Below are 15,538 nucleotides of genomic sequence, written 5' to 3' on the forward strand. Positions count from 1 at the left end.
CGACAACTAATACTTCAAGCGTTTTGTTCAAAGAACAGGAAAAGTTATTACTTATAACGATTTGGATGGAATTTGAGCGCTTCATTTGGATAAATGACGACCGTCTCGAACGAAGAGGTCAAACCACTTGCAAATAATCCTTTTAATAACAACCTACTAGCTGTTCTTTGTCCCTAAAACTAAAAAGAGCTTTCAGCATATACACTGAAAGCTCTCTAAATTATGACCAACATCAATTCTAACCTTAATTGGTTAGCTAAATATATTGTCGCCCATTTGGTCGATGAACATCTGCGATTTTTTGAGCATCAATTCATCGGCATCTTGTTTGTTTGAAACAACATCTGAACGAATAAAACGGTGAGTTTTGATTTCACCATCGAATTCTTTCTCGATTCGCCCAGCAACACGGTATTGACCAGATTCTGCAATGGCATCTTGATAGATATTGAAACCCTTATATTCGACTGGCTCAATCTCTACTTTTTGTTCGGTTTTTTCTTTGCCACCAAATAATCTAGAAAAGAATCCCACGTTTTTTACTCCTTAAATGACCTCATTCACCCTAAACTATCATGACTGTTTACGGTTCAACAACGGCTTTTCATACCATTGCAATTCTACGTCATCGTCAAAATTGTGTTGACTAAATATAACAGGCACATTGTCGTCACGTTCGCGTCTTCGATCGTCAATAATCATACTTTCTGCATTTTTGACCGCGATCTCACTATTGCGTTTATAGAGCACCAATTTGTCTTCTGGCAATGCTGACAGGAAATCGATATCAAAACGAATATAGATAGGTTTTAGCTGACCTAAAGCCAAGCACGCGAGATCGGCCAACTGTTCGTTGGTATAACTAGACACATATTCCTCGGTAGCCAATACATGACCTACCAGAGTTTCCATATAATTATGTACATCAACACTAATTTGCATACCACACCTCCATTTGTAGCGGTTCTTTCTAGTCGCAGTCGTTTCTAAGTTTAATTGAAACCATGCAATTCCTAAAAGCTTTCTATAACTCAGTTATAGGTTTTACTGTCCATAGTTGAAACTTAGGCATTATTTAATCTTACTCTGACTTCATTACAGATCTTCGTCGCTTAATGACAAGGTCGCTCAATGATAACTGATCATCAAGCCCTTTAAGTGACAGCGCCAACGTAAGAGCAGCAGAGCAGATTTTGTTAAGTATCTATAACGACTAATTAATTTCTCATATATACTGTGTAGTTCGTTCTATGGTTAATAGCAACTCAAATACATATAAAAATGATTGCACCAATAGCGACCTATGACTATGTTTTTGCTCTAATTTAGGCAAAAAGCTTGGCAATCGCTTGTTTAACCGTATCCTACGCATAGTATTAAATAATAAGATCATCAATATAGTTAGGCTCACCACATAAATGGCATCATCTTTTGTAACGTCGAGCATGTTTCGATTTTGCTTCCCTTTAGTCCTGTTAACAATTTTGCTCGTTGGTATGGACAACGTCATTCTCGTGACGGACTCAAATTTAGGGTTTGCTAGCAACCTTCCTTACATTTTATTGAGCGTTGCGGTTCTGCTATGCCACACATTCAGACAAGGACGAATGGCGATGGTATCGGTGACCATGCTTGTCGCTTATCTGATCATCCAAGTTCGCTTACAAACGCCTCTCAATACTGGCACAACGCTATTAGAGCTCTCGTTACTTGCGGCATTAGTACCTGTCACTTGCTTACTTGTTTATGCCTTCCCTGATAACGGCGTAAACTCAAAGTCGATGCTGCTCTACGCCATCGTTCTCATTCTATTTATGGTGTGGGCGCAATTAATCGTCTCTCATTTCCATGCCGGCGGTTTTGAATCATGGAGTGAAGGTCTTTTGTTTATTGTCAGAGACTTCTCCAAACTGCCTTTTGTTTTAGTGTTATATAGCCTTTGCTTGCTTGGCCTTACTGCCATTCTCGTGTTGGTGTATAACCGCTCTATCGATGTTGTGGTTTATAGCGCTATCCTGCTTTCTTCTTGTACGTTCATCTTCTTTGACGTTCAGTACATCTCGAGCACCATGTTCTCGCTGTCAGGCACGTTGATCATCGTCTATGTGATGTCTGCCAGTCATGATATGGCCTTTAATGACCAACTGACTAACATCCCCGGTCGACACGCCTTAGAAGTCGATATGAAGCACTTGGGGCGGAAGTATTCGATGGCGATGGTCGATATCGATCACTTTAAGCAATTCAACGACACCTACGGACATGACATTGGCGACGATGTGTTAAAACTGGTGGCGCGCATTCTGAGGGAAACCACAGGCGGCGCTAAAGCTTATCGCTATGGTGGAGAAGAGTTCACGATTATCTTCAAAGGCAAACATTCAGAACAAGTTAAAGAGCACCTTCAAGCTCTGATTTCCGAGGTTCAAAACTACGACATGACGATTCGGAATAGTCACGAGCGCCCTGACGATCATGAAGTGGGTATGAAAAAGCGTGGCAAGAACGGTAAACCATCGGAAGTGGTGAATGTGACGGTGAGCATTGGATTGGCTGATAGCACAACCACCAGACATCCTGAAGAGGTGTTGAAGCTTGCTGACCAAGCGCTGTATAAAGCGAAAGAAACCGGTCGAAACAAACTGTGTATTGACCGTTAACAATAGTTGATAGCGAAGATATTGAGTGCTAGAGATCTAAATAGCTTAAGCCATTAATAGCGAACTGCTTCAATAACTATCACTTCCAAGTTCAACTAGCCTCATTGATTTGAGGCCGTAGGGGCTTAACTGGAAAAAAGAGCTTAATCTTGGTTGAAGAATATAACCAAGCTGCCACCTTTTAAGCTACTTCCGTAGTTAATCGTAAAACCTATTCCCACGTTATCGACCCACTCATTAAACAGGTTTGGGTTAAGCAACCAACCAACACTGCCCTCGTAGTAAGATGTGGTGCCCATAGATGCCACCGTGTCACCACCAATATCAATTCGTCTTATACTCGAGTACATCGATGTGATGTTCTTATCCCAACGCACGAGATCATAGAAAACCTTGGCTTCATTGGCGATATACCACCCTTCAGGATGACCGACATTGCCATTATTCGCCTCGCCCCAGCCGATGCCATTAAAGTAATGCCAACTGGTGCTCAATTTATACTTTCCCCAGTCATTCTTATCTTCGTACATCAGCTTGATTTTAGGCTCGATGATGTAAGCCCAAGCATCAGTATTGAGATATACGCCATCCAGTTGGTCTTGAATAGGCTTTAGCAATGAAGCGCGATATTCATAATCATTGCGGTAGTAAGAGATATGGTTACCGATAGCAGAGCTGAAGCTCCAATATTCGTCTAACTGGGACACATTCGCGAATTCCACGTAGCCAGACACTACCGACTCTTTTTGGAAGTCGTTTCTATTTGCTGCCGCGTACTCAACATCATTCTCGATCCGCAATGCAGACAAGCGCAGAGTCACCTCTTGATGGTTGTCTTCAATGTAACTGGGTAGTTCAAATGTGTAAGGCAAACTCAGGGAGGTAATGTTTTGTCGACGACTCACCGAATCATTCGAACCGATGTCTTCATTGTCCAAACTAAACACTTTATTGGGATCAAAGTTGTTGATGCCAAAAGTGAAAACATCGGTGTCGTTGAGCAATACACTGGTGGCAAAGCTCTGCTCTAGATCCTTTCGGAAAAGATCAGATAGCGTATTGGCATTAACAGTGGTCGGCAAAGCGGTAAAAAATAGAGGAACCGCAAGCGTCCAAGATGTGTTAGTCATAGAAAATGACTTCGAATGTGGCATTTCTTTTATCACTTAAAGCACTTCCTAGCTCAAACGCTATTAGAAGTATAAATTCAAATATCTAAAAGAGCTCGCCAACTAACGAGCAAGCTCCAAAATGTTGCGTTGTACAAATGTATTTCTGCCGCTTTGCTTCGCTTGATAAAGCGCTTGATCGACCTTTTCGTAAATAGACGCAATAGATTCGCTACCTTCTGGCACAAATGACAACACACCTTGTGACGCTGTCACTCTATCCGATACCGTTGAGTGTTCATGAGCGTAGTTCATCTCATGCAATGCCTCTTTAACTCGAGTCGCGTGTACCTTAGCGCCTTCAGTGTCTGTATCGCTAAGAATCAGAACAAACTCTTCACCGCCATAACGACCAACAAATTCTCCCGCACGCACAAACAGCTGTTTCAAGGTATTAGCAAGCCCTTGTAAGCACTTATCCCCTTGAATATGACCATAATTATCGTTGTAAGGCTTAAAGAAGTCTACATCTAGAAGTATAACTGTCATGGATATATTACGTCTTCCGTGCCACGCTATGCTCTCTTCAAGCTTAGTATCCATATATCGACGGTTATACAATTTGGTCAGGCCATCTTCGTTGGCTTGTTGCTGCAGAAGGATGTTCAGTTCTTCGAGTTTGGCTGTGCTCTGTTTTAGCTCTCGTCTCATGTGCGCGATACGTTGCATCGCAATCAACTTAGAATTTAAAACGACCTTGTTCACCGGTTTGATCAGGTAATCGTCGCCACCAGCGTCAATCGCTTTTGCGATCATCTCAGGTTCTTCGTGACCACTAAGAAAGATGATGGGAACCCATTCTGGGAATCGGCTTCGAACCTCATTAGCCACTTCGAAACCATCCATCTCAGGCATGCTGATATCAAGTAACACGAGTTCAGGATCAAAATCAGAATAAACACTCAGGGCTTCTTTTCCGCTACCGACAGCTTCTACAATATGACCCAGTTGCTTGAGTCGGATAGCAAGTTGCATCCTATCTAGTTGAACGTCATCAACCAGCAATATGCGCATCGAAGATCCCTTTTCTATCATCACATCACCTTTATCTAGTGTTGAATATTCAAAGTAGCTCAAATTTAGGCTTAAATCATGCCCTAATCTCTATATTATATTGACTTTTTTACAGATCTTTTTAGCATTGTTTCTTTTTAAAGAGAAATACTATGTCAGACGCTACAAACAACGAACAACAAGAAATCGATTTAACCACCATCTCACCAGAACTTCGTCAAGTTATCGAATTTGATGGCGTGCCAAAAGAGATGCACTTTATGGTTACTTCTATTCACGAAGTGTCTGAAGAAGCAGTACGCGAAGCTTGGGACAGCCTTCCAGCAAGCGCACAAAATGTTTTAGACAACTTCGAGCAGTTCCACGCTCTAATCTCAGTTAGCCAAGCTTTCGCTGGTGTTAACGTGATGGAAGAGTTCCCTACTCTTAAACTTCCAGAAGACATGACTGACGAAGAAAAAGAAGAGTACCGTGCTCAACTGCTAGACCAAGTTCTACACAACTGTGTAAAAGACATGGTTAAACAAATCAAGAAAGCTCGTCGTGATGCAATCTTGAAGCGTGATTTCAAAGAAGTTTTTACTAAGTAAGTCGCTAGTCACCTAAAACTAGGCTAAGCGCTAACAGTAATACTTAAGATTAAGCCGCATGTTTCTTTAAACACGCGGCTTTTTTATATCCGCTATTTTCTGTTCGTCGATCGTTACGTCTGTATGTTCTTGTTGCTAATGTTAATATGATTCGACAAATCATATGCTTTAACACTCATACAGTGTGGCGCAAAACTGGCAGTTATACCGTATAAAAATGACGCATGTATCCATTCATGGAATCAAGATCGTATTTTCAGAACCTAGAACCAGTAGTATCGCGACAATATCGAAAAGCAGACCTTCTCAGATTTAATGCGTTACCGCGATATCTCTTTGAGCGACACTCACACCCTTAATTTGCGCGTAAACACGCTGCCCGATTTCTAGATTCAACTCATCCAGCGCCCACAATGTAATGGTTGCCCATAAGTAGCACCCGGACTCTAACTCTAGCTCAACAGCGACACTCTGCTTATTTGTGCCTTGCTGGTGCGTCTCTACGCTTTTAATGGTGACAGGAAGGATGTTACGTATCGACGTTCCTTTCGGCTGTTCTAGCGTTATAGAGACGTCATTTGCCCTAACTTGCAGCCTCACTGTCGTACCAAGCTCACTCGATACTTTTTGAACCCACAATGACGTCGACTTTCCTAACATCAAGCGAGACAACGCATAATCGTCATTATGTTCCGCTAATGTCGCTTCAAACAAAGAGCTCTGCTCTGAAAAAGATTGCCAAGGTTGCATAGCTCTCGATGCCCAGACCTCTTCCGTCACGCCCGATGAAATCACTTTACCTTGGTCAATGATCACAAGGTGATTTGCCAAGCGTAAGATTTCATTGAGGCTATGAGTGACATAGATGATCGGTATCTGGACGGTTTCGGATAAGTTTTCCAGAAATGGCATCACTTCGCGCTTACGAGGCAAGTCGAGAGACGCTAAAGGCTCATCCATCAACAAAATGCTCGGCTTGGATAACAACGCGCGGCCAATCGCCACACGTTGCTTCTCACCGCCAGACAAACGAGCTGGGTAGCGGTCAAGCAATGAACCCAAAGACAGCAACGAGACTATTTGCTCAAAGTGCGCTTTATCGACGCTTTTCATGCCGTATTTAAGGTTCGCCGCCACCTTCATGTGTGGGAACAATCGCGACTCTTGGAACACATAACCGACGTTACGTTTGTGAGTCGGCAAGTTAATGCCATTTTCACTATCAAACAGTGTGGTTCCAGATACGCTGATCAAGCCTTTATCGGGCTGTTTAAGGCCACTGATCGCATTGATAAGTGAGGTTTTACCCGCGCCAGAACGACCGAAAATGGCTGTAATGCCGCTACTTGGTAATTCCAAGTCGATATCAAAGAAGGTTTCACCAAGTTGTTGCTGATATTGGAGGATCAAAGCACTCATGCATTGCCTCCCAAGCGTTGTGCTGACTTTTTGTTGAGCCACTCGGATAGCATCAATGAACCCAGCGCTATCACAATAGAAATAACACACAAACGCGCCGCTTCCATTTCCGCACCAGGGGTTTCAATAAAGGTATACATCGCCAATGGAATGGTTTGAGTTTCACCGGGAATATTTGAAACGAAGCTGATGGTCGCGCCAAACTCCCCTAGGCTTCTTGCGAATGAAAGCATGGTGCCGGTAATGATCCCTGGGATCATCAAGGGCAAAGTGATCGTGAAAAACACGCGAAGAGGTGAAGCGCCTAATGTGGCAGCAGCCTCTTCAAGCTTACTGTCTACGGTTTCTAGGCTCAGTCGGATAGAGCGAACCATCAATGGCAGCGCCACAACCACACAAGCGAGTGCCGCGCCCTTCCAGCTAAAGCTGAATACAATACCAAACACGTCATTAAGCCACGAGCCGATGATGCCTTGCCTGCCCATCATAACTAACAGTAAATAGCCGATGACCACAGGTGGAAGTACCAAGGGTAAATGGACAATGCTCTCAACAATGGTTTTGCCTACAAACTGTTTCTTAGCAAGCAGCCATGCTAAACCAATGCCGATAGGGATAAGCCATAAGATGGCAAACCCAGCGACTTTTAAGCTCAGCATTAAGGCTTGGTATTCGTATTCCGATAAATACATCATCTAACGCACTTCAAATCCAAAACTGTTCAAGGTGTCTTTCGCTTTTTCGCTCTTTAGGAAAGTATAGAACTCTTCTGCGACGACTTTATCGCTCAACTTCGCTACAGGGTAATGTATTGGTGTGTGCAGATTTGATGGGAAGGTCGACACTAGGTTTACTTCTTTAGAAAGCAACGCATCCGTTTTGTAGACAATGCCAAGCTTAGCTTCACTGCGCTCGACTAAGGCTAAAGCCATACGAACATTGTTACTTGGTGCTAATCGAGTCTTCACATCGTCCCATACACCCAACGTTTCTAACGCTTCTTTCGCATAGATACCAGCAGGAACCGACATGGTGTTACTCACTGCAAGCCTTTCATTAGTAAGCAGTTCAGCCCATTGCTCACCTTTTGATAGGTCTAAAGTTACCGATGTCTCTTTAGGGGAAATCAGTACCAGTTCGTTTTCACATAGATTTGTGACATTGTCACTAGAAACCAATTTACGGTCGACTAAATGCGTCATCCATTTTTCATTTGCCGAGATAAAAATGTCTGCTGGTGCTCCTCTTTCGATTTGTCGCACCAAAGACGACGTACTCGCATACACAGGAATCACATCGACAGAATGGTCTTTCTCAAACTCTTCAACCAACAGATTAACCGCATTGGTCATCGACGATGCAGCGTAAACTCGTAGCTTTTCCGCAGCCAAAAGATGAGTAGAAGTCAGTGCCGAAGTTAGGGCCATGGTTAAAAGGAAGACTCGCTTTTTCATTGTTATCACTTATCTATTGTTCGTTTAGGTTCTTTAGCTAACTTCTAAATGGCGGCTTAAGCAGTTAATTCAGGCCAAAGCAGGTCAAGATTTAAGTACTCTTCGACGGCATCAGCGATTCGATTAATACCCAGCTCTTTAAGCTGTTCGTGGTCAATCGCGGTCACATCGTTGGCTCCTGCCCATTCGCAAATCAGCGACAACGCATCACTGTTGTCGAATACGCCATGAAGGTAAGTACCAAAAATCGAGTTATCTTGATTCACAGCGCCATCTAGGCTGCCAGATTCTAACTGAACCGGTAAGGTTGTTTCTTTGACATCAGTCTTGCCTACGTGGATTTCATACCCTTTTACTTGTGCTGTTTTGCCATCCAGCGTCATAGTGCCGCGTACGTTGGTTAAGGTTTTCTGCTGTGTAAGGGCCGTTTCAGTATCCAAATACCCTAACCCTTCGCTGCTGCCGGGTTCCCCTTCAACGCCATCAGGATCGTGAATAATGTTACCTAACATTTGATAGCCGCCGCAGATACCCATTACTTTGCCGCCTAAGCGCAGGTGGCGTTGAATATCTTTATCCCAGCCTTGTTGTTTTAGGTAATCCAAATCTGCTCTTACCGACTTTGTACCCGGCAAGATAATTAAATCAGCGTTGTTTACACGTTCACCTTTACCGACATAACGTAAATCAATCGAAGGATTCAGTCTTAACGCGTCAAAGTCTGTATGGTTGCTGATTCGGGTTAGCACTGGCACCGCCACCTTAAGCTTAGCTTCTCCGTCAGACTCTTGAGCAGAGGTAATGGCATCTTCCGCTTCTAAGTTAAAACCATGCAGATATGGCAAGACACCAATTACTGGCTTTCCGGTTTTTTCCTCTAGCCAATCTAGGCCTGATTGAAGAAGTGCGATATCGCCTCTAAAACGATTTATCACAAAGCCTTTTACACGAGCTTGTTCAGATTCAGACAATAGAGCTAATGTCCCGTAGAGATGCGCAAAAACACCACCACGGTCTATATCAGCAACAATGATCACTGGGATATCCGCTTTCTCAGCAAAACCCATGTTAGCGATATCATTTTCACGAAGATTGATTTCAGCTGGGCTCCCCGCACCTTCAATCATCACGCTTTCATATTCTTCAGAAAGTCGGTCAAACGAATCGATAACCGTATCCATCGCGACTTTCTTGTAATCATGATAGCCCGTCGCTTCCATGTTGCTTAGCGCTCGGCCTTGCAAAATCACTTGAGCGCCGGTATCTGAATTAGGCTTTAGCAATACAGGGTTCATGTGAACAGTTGGCTCAATATTACAAGCTTGCGCCTGAACCGCTTGAGCACGGCCAATTTCGCCACCATCTTTTGTCACAGCACTGTTTAACGCCATGTTCTGTGGCTTAAAAGGTGCCACTTTGATTCCTTTCCTTGCCAAAACACGGCATAAACCTGCCACCAAAACACTTTTCCCGGCATCTGACGTTGTCCCTTGAACCATAAGGGCACTTAATGGTGCTCGCATTTGTACTTAAATCCTTAATTTCTTAATTTCTTAATTTTCAATTTATAGCTATGGGCAATCTCTCTCTGCGACCATCTTAACGTCATTGCCGATTAGATGCTCAATAAAATGAATGGAAAATGAATGTGTTACTCACTCTGGATTCAACCCCAGTGTTGTTTAATAGCTCCATCGAAACGAAGCTTGTGAACGATAACAGGCGACTCAACAAAAAACGTACTAACGAAAAGAAACGTTTCAAAATCAGAAAAACGTTTCTACTAAAAACAACATTAAGGGATTCACCATGAAAAAGACTGTATTAGCTATCGCATCTACTATTATCCTTGCTCCTACTTTCGCAATGGCTAGTGACCACAACAGCAACAAGCACGAAAGCGCTATTGCTTACACTGGGCCGATTGAAACCGTTTCTGTTGCGACACTACTTGCCGACACAAGCATGTTCGCAGAGCAAGAAGCAATTGTGGATGGCAAGATTGTTCGTCAACTAAAGAATGACACGTTTGTCTTCTCTGATGGCCAGAGTGAAATTCAAATCGAACTGGATGATGATATCCGCCTAGCACAACCACTGACCGCTGATACAAAAGTTCGTATCTTCGGCGAATATGAAGGCGGCAAGACACCGGAAATCGAAGTGGACCACATCCAGGTTCTATAAGCGATTAATATAAAAACACTGACTTCAAATAATTGGCCTGCATATTGCAGGCTTTTTTGTATTATACTGCCGAAAAATACAATTTATATGGAGTCACCATGCTAGGTTGCACGAATAAGACTGTCCTTTTAGGACTCGCTGCACTGTGTTCATTCTCTGCGTCTGCAAACAACTTTAACTACAACACATTCGAGCTGCGCATGGGTACTAGCCCAAGTACTTTCGGTGGTGAAGTCACAACAATGTTCACTCAGAACTCTCACTTTGTTGCTCGTATCGATTCAGAATTTGAAAGTGATTGGGATGCAGCGGTAGGTATGGGATTCAACGGCCCAATCAGTCAATTTGCTGACGTTACTGGCCAAATGTTACTGCACAACATTGAACGTAATGACGACAACCACATCAAAACAGAAATCAACCTTGGCTTGAGAGCTTGGTTAATGGCAAACGTTGAAGTTAACGCGCGCCTTGGTCAACTGATCGACAACGATGACACTCGTTCAATTGTGGGCATCGGTGCTCGTTTCCATTCAACTGATCAACTGTCTGTTGGCCTTGATATGCGCAATAACGGCACATACGGCCACCAAATCTTAATGTCAGCTCGATTCGGATTTTAAAAGCTCCCAAAACACTACTAGCGTTGTAAATAGCTAATTTTAATAGTATTTACTTACAACGACTATCTTCAAGGCTAATACGTTCTGATACTTATTAGCCTTAAAAACCCTTCACGTTTTCCTTTCTATGCCGCTGCCTTGTTTGGTCCAAAACTCTAAAACCTGTTTAACCTGCTTCTAATCTAACGTTCTGTTTTAAATCTCTTTTATATGATTAACTTATTAATAAGAGCCAATTGATAAAACAACTTTACGCTAGTACGCCGTACTGATACTCTCTCTTCCAAATTTTAATAGAGTGAAGTACCGTAAATGGGTGTGAGCAACATTTCAATCAAGAACAAATTAACATTGATGTTTGTTGTCATTATTTTCGCAATGACAATGATTCAGACATATATAACAGGGAAGCAACTTCTTAACGAAACGTACCGCTCGATTCAGCAGTATTCGACAACTTTAACGAATGCGAATGTCGCAGGTATTGAAAAGTGGATTGGGGGACGCATCAACGTGGTCAATGCTGCCAAAGATGCCTTTAAATACACTGACGATCCAACCAGTTACTTCACTCAAAGCACCAATGCAGGTCGATTCCAAATCGCATACGCGGGTCTTTCTGATGGCCAATTCCTGCAAGGTGTCGATTTGCCTGTACCTGAAGGTTACGACCCTCGTACCCGTGATTGGTACAAGGTTCCTATGGCAAAAGGGCAAACAGTGGTCACTGAACCTTACATCGATGTGGCAACCAATGATCTTGTTGTTACCATCGCGAGCCCTTTTAGAACCAATGGTTATTCTGGTGTCATCGGTGCGGATCTTAATCTCAACACATTGATCAATGATGTAGTCAGCATTGAGCAGCCTGGGGTATACGCATTCCTTGTTGATGGTAACGGTAATATCGTTGCTCACAGAGATCGTAGCTTAACGCTTAAATCGGTGTCTAACGTTTCACGAAACCTTTCAGCTCAGAAAATTAAATTGCTTTCTCAAAGCCCGGAATTTGAAGAGCTAACTGTTGATGGTACTGAGTCCCTACTTTCAGCTCAGAAAGTCCCACATACTGATTGGTATTTCACTGTTGTTATCGACAAAACCAAATCTTTTGCCTCTTACCGCTCATTGCTACGTCAATCGGCGATTTTTGGCCTGATTCAACTTGCCGTTATCGCGTTTGTAGCAATGTTCATCATCAAAAAAGCCCTAGCGCCGCTAACAACGTTAAGCTCGGCAATGGAAGCTCTCTCTAAGGGTGATGGCGACTTAACACAGCGTATTACAGTAAACAGCAAAGACGAAATCGGTACCCTGGCACACCACGTCAATGCATTCATCGCCAAGCTTCAAGAAATCGTACGTGATATTGCGGATTCTTCGCACCAGCTTAACCAGCAATCTGAAGTCAGCACCAATGTTGCTCGCCAAACCAGTGAAGGGCTATCGGTTCAACTGCATGAAATTTCTCAGATTGCGACCGCAGTGCATGAGATGTCGGCAACAGCAGAAGAAGTGGCGAACAACGCACAAATGACCGCTGACTCAGCGATTAGCTCAACGGAGAACTGTGAACAAGGTAAACAGGTGATCATTCGTAACCAAGATTCGATCACCAACCTTGCACAGCAAGTAGAGAATGCTTCCGGTATTATCCAAGAGCTTGAAAAGAACGCATTGGATATCAATACGATTCTCTCGACCATTTCTGATATTGCTGAACAGACTAACCTACTCGCTCTTAATGCGGCGATTGAAGCAGCACGTGCTGGTGAACAAGGTCGTGGCTTTGCGGTTGTAGCAGATGAGGTACGTGTGCTTTCGCAGCGTACTCATAGCTCTACTGATGAGATTCGTGAAATGATCGAGACGCTACAGAAAAACAGCGTGAGCGCAGTGGAATCGATGCAACGCAGCCAAGACTTGGCGCAATCAAGTGTCGATGACGCGAATAACGCCACAACTGCATTAGAAGAGATTGCCACGTCTATCCAGCAAATCTCAGATATGGCTTCACACATCTCGAACGCAGCTTCTGAGCAAAGAACCGTAACTGGTGAAGTCAGTAAGAATATTCAGTTGGTTAACGACGTTTCAGATAACATGTCGACAGAAGCGGACAACTCTCGTCAACTTTCCGAAGAGTTACGCGGCATTGCTCAACAGTTAAATACGCAGGTTCAACTGTTCAAATATTAAAAGATAGTTGTTCGTATATGAAAATATGATTAAGCGCGAATCTAACAAAAAGCCCCCGAATACAATTGTGTTCGGGGGCTTTCTTATTCTCAACGCAGATGAACTTGTATCGAGTCGTAGTTCACCAACGCGACTATAGATTAACCAACTCGGTTATAAGCTAACCATCAGCATCTTTTTCTGGTGATCTAAGTACTCTTCATAAGTACCTTGGAAGCTCACTAGCTGTTGGTCTTTCACATCGATGATGTGTGTTGCTAGTGAAGAAACGAACTCACGGTCATGACTTACGAAGATAAGCGTGCCAGTGTAAACCTTCAACGCGTCGTTCAGGGCTTGGATTGCTTCCATGTCCATGTGGTTAGTTGGTTCGTCCATTACCAGCACGTTGATGTCTTGCATCATTAGCTTACCGAATAACAGGCGGTTCTTCTCACCACCAGAACAGTTACGCGCTTTTTTGTTCGCATCGTCAGCAGTGAACAATAGACGACCTAGAATGCCACGTACCATAAGGTCATCGTGCTTCACTGTGCGCCATTGTGAGATCCAATCGAAGATGCTCAGGTCGTTATCAAAATCCTTAGTGCTATCTTGTGGGCAGTAGCCTACTGATGCGTTTTCAGACCATTTAACGATACCTTCGTTTTGCTCTAGCTCTTGAACTAGGCAACGTAGCAGCGTGGTTTTACCCACACCGTTCTCACCGATAACCGCAAGACGAGTACCGGCTTCAAGCAACAAGTTACCACCAGCAAACAATGTTTCGCCATCGAAGCCGTGACCAAGGTCTTGAAGTTCAAGCGCTTGACGGTGCAGTTTCTTACCTTCGCCAAAATCAATAGATGGACTCATACGGCTCGATGATTTCACTTCATCAAGCGTGATTTTGTCCATTTTCTTAGCACGAGAGCTTGCTTGTTTTGCTTTAGATGCGTTAGCACCAAAACGGTTTACGAAATCTTGAAGCTCGCTGATTTCAGCCGCTTTCTTAGCGTTGCTTGCTAGAAGCTGTTCACGAATCAAGCCAGATGCTTCTAGGAAGTACTCGTAGTTACCAGGGTAAACACGTAGCTCACCGTAGTCGATATCTGCCATGTGCGTACACACAGAGTTCAGGAAGTGTCTATCGTGCGAAATGATGATCATTGTACATTTACGCTGGTTTAGCTCTTCAGCAAGCCAGTTGATCGTGTGAATGTCCAAGTTGTTGGTTGGTTCATCAAGAAGCAAGATATCTGGGTTTGCAAACAGAGCTTGTGCCAATAACACACGCAGTTTCCAACCTGGAGCAACTTGCTGCATCAAGCCGAAATGGAACTCTTCTTCAATACCCGCTTGAATTAGGATATCGCCAGCACGGCTTTCTGCTGTGTAGCCATCCATTTCCGCGAATTCGCTTTCAAGTTCTGCGACTTTCATACCGTCGTCTTCGCTCATTTCTGGCAAAGAGTAAATGCGGTCACGTTCTTGTTTTACTTCCCAAAGTTTTCTGTCGCCCATGATCACAACGTCGATAACGCTGTACTGTTCGAAAGCGAACTGATCTTGGCTTAGCACACCCAGTTTTTCTCCTGGAGTGATAGAAACGTTGCCCGAGCTTGGCGTTAATGCTCCACTTAGGATTTTCATGAACGTTGATTTGCCGCAACCATTGGCGCCGATCAAACCATAACGGTTGCCGTTACCAAATTTAGCAGAGATGTTTTCAAACAGCGGCTCTGCGCCAAATTGCATTGTGATGTTCGCGGTAGATATCAAAGAACTAATTCCTAAGCGTGTACTGACAGATAATTATTAGGCTATTTCAAGAACCTAAATAAGAAGTACGAAAGTATGGATTAAACAAAAATCGAAGCGCGGATTATATAGAGATCTCGATCACGTTGTCGAGGCTAAACAGTAAACGAATAGTAAACATAGACCATTTAGATGCTTTTCATACGTTATTGGGGTGTAAATAGAAAAATCCCCACCAGCAGAACTGGTAGGGATTTCATTTATCAACACTAAAAGTCTTTTAAGTTCGCCACTTTGAAACTATAGCTCTTCAAAACGAAAATCTTTGATGACGAGCAGAACTATTATTTAGTAATTTTCTTTTGAACGTATTTTTGGCTTACATCTACTACCGCAACATCTCTAAAGAAGCTTCTACCCAACAGAAGTGGGAAAGAAAGATGCGTTCGGTCCGCTAGAGTAAACTCAGTTTTGTCTTTCAGA

At 43.3% G+C, this 15,538-nt stretch carries 15 protein-coding genes; 5 read left to right on the plus strand and 10 right to left on the minus strand.

The annotated features are described in order from the left end of the window. Nucleotides 1-252 precede the first annotated feature (252 nt). Both IQQ51_RS03850 and IQQ51_RS03855 read right to left on the minus strand, forming a co-directional pair. Nucleotides 253-534, minus strand: coding sequence for an HlyU family transcriptional regulator (locus IQQ51_RS03850; RefSeq protein WP_004731023.1), 282 nt, complete (start codon nt 532-534; stop codon nt 253-255). A gap of 39 nt (nt 535-573) precedes the next feature. Further along, a complete protein-coding gene (locus tag IQQ51_RS03855) occupies nt 574-942 on the minus strand; it encodes a late competence development ComFB family protein (protein WP_017060104.1) in 369 nt (122 codons plus the stop codon). A 476-nt stretch (nt 943-1,418) separates the two neighbouring features. On the opposite strand from IQQ51_RS03855, the gene IQQ51_RS03860 reads away from it, so the two are divergent. Beyond that, a complete protein-coding gene (locus tag IQQ51_RS03860; protein ID WP_122080967.1) occupies nt 1,419-2,660 on the plus strand; it encodes a GGDEF domain-containing protein in 1,242 nt (413 codons plus the stop codon). Nucleotides 2,661-2,803: 143 nt separating this feature from the next. Here IQQ51_RS03860 and IQQ51_RS03865 read toward each other — a convergent pair whose 3' ends face one another. Together IQQ51_RS03865 and IQQ51_RS03870 are read right to left on the minus strand one after the other, a co-directional pair. Then, nucleotides 2,804-3,814, minus strand: coding sequence for a Solitary outer membrane autotransporter beta-barrel domain (locus IQQ51_RS03865; protein WP_029235605.1), 1,011 nt, complete (start codon nt 3,812-3,814; stop codon nt 2,804-2,806). 78 nt (nt 3,815-3,892) lie between these two features. Continuing rightward, a complete protein-coding gene (locus tag IQQ51_RS03870) occupies nt 3,893-4,864 on the minus strand; it encodes a diguanylate cyclase (protein ID WP_193840422.1) in 972 nt (323 codons plus the stop codon). Between the two features lie 131 nt (nt 4,865-4,995). On the opposite strand from IQQ51_RS03870, the gene IQQ51_RS03875 reads away from it, so the two are divergent. Beyond that, nucleotides 4,996-5,433 carry a DUF3069 domain-containing protein gene (locus tag IQQ51_RS03875; RefSeq protein WP_017069091.1) on the plus strand — a complete coding sequence of 146 codons (438 nt, stop codon included), beginning with the start codon at nt 4,996-4,998 and terminating at the stop codon, nt 5,431-5,433. A 312-nt stretch (nt 5,434-5,745) separates the two neighbouring features. Here the strand turns inward: IQQ51_RS03875 and modC are convergent, their stop codons facing one another. From modC to IQQ51_RS03895, 4 genes are read right to left on the minus strand one after another with little or no spacing between them, the layout of a single operon-like run. Continuing rightward, nucleotides 5,746-6,852, minus strand: a complete 1,107-nt coding sequence (modC, locus tag IQQ51_RS03880) for a molybdenum ABC transporter ATP-binding protein ModC (RefSeq protein WP_048613560.1) — start codon at nt 6,850-6,852, stop codon at nt 5,746-5,748. Beyond that, nucleotides 6,849-7,547 carry a molybdate ABC transporter permease subunit gene (gene modB, locus IQQ51_RS03885; protein ID WP_048612662.1) on the minus strand — a complete coding sequence of 233 codons (699 nt, stop codon included), beginning with the start codon at nt 7,545-7,547 and terminating at the stop codon, nt 6,849-6,851. Before modB ends, modC begins: the two co-directional genes overlap by 4 nt. Further along, entirely contained in the window at nt 7,548-8,306 is a 759-nt protein-coding gene (modA, locus tag IQQ51_RS03890) for a molybdate ABC transporter substrate-binding protein (protein WP_193840423.1), read from the minus strand. 56 nt (nt 8,307-8,362) lie between these two features. Next, nucleotides 8,363-9,829, minus strand: coding sequence for a cobyric acid synthase (locus IQQ51_RS03895; protein ID WP_193840424.1), 1,467 nt, complete (start codon nt 9,827-9,829; stop codon nt 8,363-8,365). 286 nt (nt 9,830-10,115) lie between these two features. On the opposite strand from IQQ51_RS03895, the gene IQQ51_RS03900 reads away from it, so the two are divergent. The 3 genes from IQQ51_RS03900 (at nt 10,116) to IQQ51_RS03910 (ending at nt 13,315) form a co-directional block, all read left to right on the plus strand. Further along, complete coding sequence (locus IQQ51_RS03900; RefSeq protein WP_048608277.1) at nt 10,116-10,493, plus strand: YgiW/YdeI family stress tolerance OB fold protein; 378 nt, start codon at nt 10,116-10,118, stop codon at nt 10,491-10,493. 98 nt (nt 10,494-10,591) lie between these two features. Beyond that, nucleotides 10,592-11,116, plus strand: coding sequence for a hypothetical protein (locus IQQ51_RS03905; protein WP_048608275.1), 525 nt, complete (start codon nt 10,592-10,594; stop codon nt 11,114-11,116). 312 nt (nt 11,117-11,428) lie between these two features. Further along, nucleotides 11,429-13,315: a methyl-accepting chemotaxis protein gene (locus IQQ51_RS03910; RefSeq protein ID WP_193840425.1), complete on the plus strand. Its 1,887-nt coding sequence runs from the start codon at nt 11,429-11,431 to the stop codon at nt 13,313-13,315. Between the two features lie 153 nt (nt 13,316-13,468). Here IQQ51_RS03910 and IQQ51_RS03915 read toward each other — a convergent pair whose 3' ends face one another. Next, a complete protein-coding gene (locus IQQ51_RS03915; RefSeq protein ID WP_081322178.1) occupies nt 13,469-15,076 on the minus strand; it encodes an ABC-F family ATPase in 1,608 nt (535 codons plus the stop codon). A gap of 323 nt (nt 15,077-15,399) precedes the next feature. After that, a partial coding sequence (locus tag IQQ51_RS26620) for a RimK/LysX family protein (protein WP_228012673.1) occupies nt 15,400-15,538 on the minus strand: 139 nt, incomplete at its 5' end.

Source organism: Vibrio sp. OPT18, from assembly GCF_015163615.1.
GTDB lineage: Bacteria > Pseudomonadota > Gammaproteobacteria > Enterobacterales > Vibrionaceae > Vibrio > Vibrio coralliirubri.

Bases quoted from the DNA above. Each gene is read 5' to 3' on its own strand.
- modB (WP_048612662.1), bottom strand. From the start codon at position 7,547: ATGATGTATTTATCGGAATACGAATACCAAGCCTTAATGCTGAGCTTA.
- IQQ51_RS03875 (WP_017069091.1), top strand. From the start codon at position 4,996: ATGTCAGACGCTACAAACAACGAACAACAAGAAATCGATTTAACCACC.
- IQQ51_RS03855 (WP_017060104.1), bottom strand. From the start codon at position 942: ATGCAAATTAGTGTTGATGTACATAATTATATGGAAACTCTGGTAGGT.
- IQQ51_RS03870 (WP_193840422.1), bottom strand. From the start codon at position 4,864: ATGATAGAAAAGGGATCTTCGATGCGCATATTGCTGGTTGATGACGTT.
- IQQ51_RS03860 (WP_122080967.1), top strand. From the start codon at position 1,419: ATGGCATCATCTTTTGTAACGTCGAGCATGTTTCGATTTTGCTTCCCT.
- modA (WP_193840423.1), bottom strand. From the start codon at position 8,306: ATGAAAAAGCGAGTCTTCCTTTTAACCATGGCCCTAACTTCGGCACTG.
- IQQ51_RS03910 (WP_193840425.1), top strand. From the start codon at position 11,429: ATGGGTGTGAGCAACATTTCAATCAAGAACAAATTAACATTGATGTTT.
- IQQ51_RS03895 (WP_193840424.1), bottom strand. From the start codon at position 9,829: ATGCGAGCACCATTAAGTGCCCTTATGGTTCAAGGGACAACGTCAGAT.
- IQQ51_RS03905 (WP_048608275.1), top strand. From the start codon at position 10,592: ATGCTAGGTTGCACGAATAAGACTGTCCTTTTAGGACTCGCTGCACTG.
- modC (WP_048613560.1), bottom strand. From the start codon at position 6,852: ATGAGTGCTTTGATCCTCCAATATCAGCAACAACTTGGTGAAACCTTC.
- IQQ51_RS03865 (WP_029235605.1), bottom strand. From the start codon at position 3,814: ATGCCACATTCGAAGTCATTTTCTATGACTAACACATCTTGGACGCTT.
- IQQ51_RS03900 (WP_048608277.1), top strand. From the start codon at position 10,116: ATGAAAAAGACTGTATTAGCTATCGCATCTACTATTATCCTTGCTCCT.